The sequence below is a fragment of the Pseudomonas sp. 24 E 13 genome (assembly GCF_900004715.1).
GTDB classification, from domain to species: Bacteria; Pseudomonadota; Gammaproteobacteria; order Pseudomonadales; family Pseudomonadaceae; genus Aquipseudomonas; species Aquipseudomonas orientalis_A.
The window spans coordinates 1-2604 of the sequence record NZ_CVTO01000132.1; the positions used below are offsets into that span (position 1 = coordinate 1).

The 2604-nt window shown below is 62.7% G+C and carries 2 protein-coding genes; both read left to right on the forward strand.

Features of this window, described 5'->3' with window-relative positions; genetic code table 11:
* Positions 1 to 1563 (forward strand): DUF4118 domain-containing protein (locus BFP90_RS16710; RefSeq protein WP_141688973.1); only part of this gene is annotated, 1563 nt, incomplete at its 5' end.
* Positions 1564 to 1693: 130 nt separating this feature from the next.
* On the forward strand, positions 1694 to 2383 hold the full coding sequence (locus tag BFP90_RS16715; RefSeq protein ID WP_065897472.1) for a response regulator: 690 nt from the start codon (positions 1694 to 1696) through the stop codon (positions 2381 to 2383).
* Positions 2384 to 2604 lie beyond the last annotated feature (221 nt).

The following is a 2604-nucleotide window of genomic DNA, read 5'->3' on the forward strand; positions in this document are numbered from 1 at the left end:
GAAATCAACGTGCTCGACAGCGACGATAGGCCAGCAGCGCCGCGCTTGCCGGAGGTGCGTGGGCTGCGCTGGTTCGACTATGCCCTGGCCGTGGTGGCCACCCTGGTTGCCGCCGGCCTGGCATGGGGCGTGTCCAGCCTCTTGCCGTTACCGAATATCTCGCTGGTGTTCCTCGCTGCGGTGCTGCTGGTGGCGGTGCGCAGCAGCCTGGGGCCTTCGCTGGTGTGTGCGGCGTTGTCGTTCATGACCTACGACTTTCTGTTTATCCCACCGAATTTCTCCTTCGCGATCCAGCGTGAAGAGGACGTCCTGACGCTGTTGTTTTTCCTGTTGATGGCGGCGCTCACCGGCAACCTGGCCGCACGCCAGCGTCGGCAATTACAGGCGCTGCGCGATACCCAGGAAGAAACCAGCGAGCTGCTCGACCTGTCACGCAAGCTCACCGCCGCCACGGATCGCCAGGCGGTCATCAGTGCAGCGGCTCATCACCTGCAAGGCTGGAATGAGTTGGATCTGTGCCTGGTCAATCGCGATGGCCAGGGCGGTTGGACGATCGAGACCGGTGGCCCGCTGACCCTCACCGAGGCCGAGCGTGCCGCCGCCGACTGGGCCTGGCAGCACGACCAACCGGCAGGCATGGGCACCGGCACCTTGCCGTTTGGACGCTGGTGGTGGTGGCCGTTGTCGGGTGAAGAGGGCCCCTTGGGCTTGCTGGGCGTCAGCGCGAAAGCCGGCATGGAGTTGAGTGGCCAACGCCGTCGCCTGCTCACTGCCTTGAGCCAGCCGTTGGCCCAGGCGTTGGCGCGTGCGCAGTTGGCGCAGGAATTGGAGTCCGCGCGTTTGCACGGTGAGACCGAACAATTGCGCAGCGCCTTGCTCGCCTCCGTCTCCCATGATTTGCGTACGCCGCTGACCTCCATGCGCGGCAGTATCGACAGCCTGCTGGCGCTGGGTGAGGCGATCCCCTTGGAGGACCGTCTCGAATTGCTCGAAGGGACCCGTGATGAAGCCGAGCGCCTCGACCGCTATATCCAGAACCTGCTGGACATGACCCGCCTGGGCCACGGTGCGCTGAAGCTGGCGCGCGATTGGGTGTCGCCCGGGGATATCGTCGGCAGTGCCCTTGGCCGCCTTCGCGCCGTGCTGGCGCCTTTGCAGGTCGACACTGATGTGCCGCCGGACTTGCCCTTGCTCTATGTGCATGCGGCGTTGATCGAGCAGGCCCTGGTCAATGTCATGGAAAACGCCGCGCGCTTTTCGCCGCCCCAGGGCCGCTTGCAGTTGAGCGCCGGTGTGTCGGACGGCCAGGTGTTTTTTGCCGTAGCCGATGAGGGGCCGGGAATTCCGGAGGACGAACGGGCAAAAATCTTCGATATGTTCTACACCGCTGCGCGCGGTGATCGCGGCGGGCAGGGCACCGGCCTGGGGTTGGCGATCTGCCAGGGCATGGTCGGCGCGCACGGTGGGCACATCAGTGTGGCCGACGGTATTGAAGGGCGGGGCACCTGTATTACCTTGTTCCTGCCATTGCCTACACAACCTGCCCTGGAGCCAATCCTGTAGGAGCGAGCTTGCTTGCGAAGGTCGTTAACGATAAAGATGGCTTCCTGAATGTACGCGGCGCCTAGACGTTTTTCGCGAGCAAGCTCGCTCCTGCATGGGTTGGTTTTTAATTGATTTTAACTGAGACACCATGAGCCAGACCTCGACGATTCTCGTCATTGATGACGAACCGCAGATCCGCAAATTCCTGCGCATCAGCCTGGCCTCCCAAGGCTATAAGGTGATCGAAGCCGGTAGCGGCAACGAAGGCCTTGCTCAGGCGGCGTTGAGCAAACCGGACTTGCTCGTCCTTGACCTGGGCCTGCCCGATATGGACGGCCAGCAGGTGCTGCGCGAGTTTCGCGAGTGGTCGACGGTGCCGGTATTGGTGCTCTCGGTGCGGGCCAGCGAAGCGCAGAAGGTCCAAGCCCTTGACGGTGGTGCCAATGACTACGTGACCAAGCCGTTCGGTATCCAGGAGTTCCTCGCCCGGGTGCGCGCCTTATTGCGTCAGGCTCCGGCGGGGGAAGCGCAGGAGGCTGCGTTGAGTTTCGGCCCGCTGACGGTGGACCTGGCCTACCGCCGTGTTCTGCTCGACGGCGTCGAAGTGGCACTGACCCGCAAGGAGTACGCGGTGCTGGCGCAACTGGCGCGGCATGCGGGGCGGGTGATTACCCAGCAGCAATTGCTCAAGGATATCTGGGGGCCGACCCATACCGAAGACAGCCACTACCTGCGCATTGTAGTAGGGCATTTGCGCCAGAAGCTGGCGGATGATCCGATGCAGCCGAGGTTTATCGTGACTGAGGTGGGGGTGGGGTATCGGTTGCTGGGTGCTTGAGTTTACCGGGGCCTGAAGCGGCCTCACACACTTTGAATGTATTCACAGATCAAAATGTGGGAGGGGCGGTGCGACGATTCGACTTGCCCCCGATGGCGGCCTCTGGGCTGGCCGGGATGTTGGATTGGGCCGAGTACATATCCATTATTTAGGTAACGGCCACTTAGGGTTCCGCCCTGACGGCGGCTCACTTTGGAAAAGCCCCAAAGTAAGCAAAGGGC

What these genes read in the sequence shown, in the direction of transcription:
- BFP90_RS16715 (WP_065897472.1), top strand. Translation starts at nt 1,694, where the DNA reads ATGAGCCAGACCTCGACGATTCTCGTCATTGATGACGAACCGCAGATC.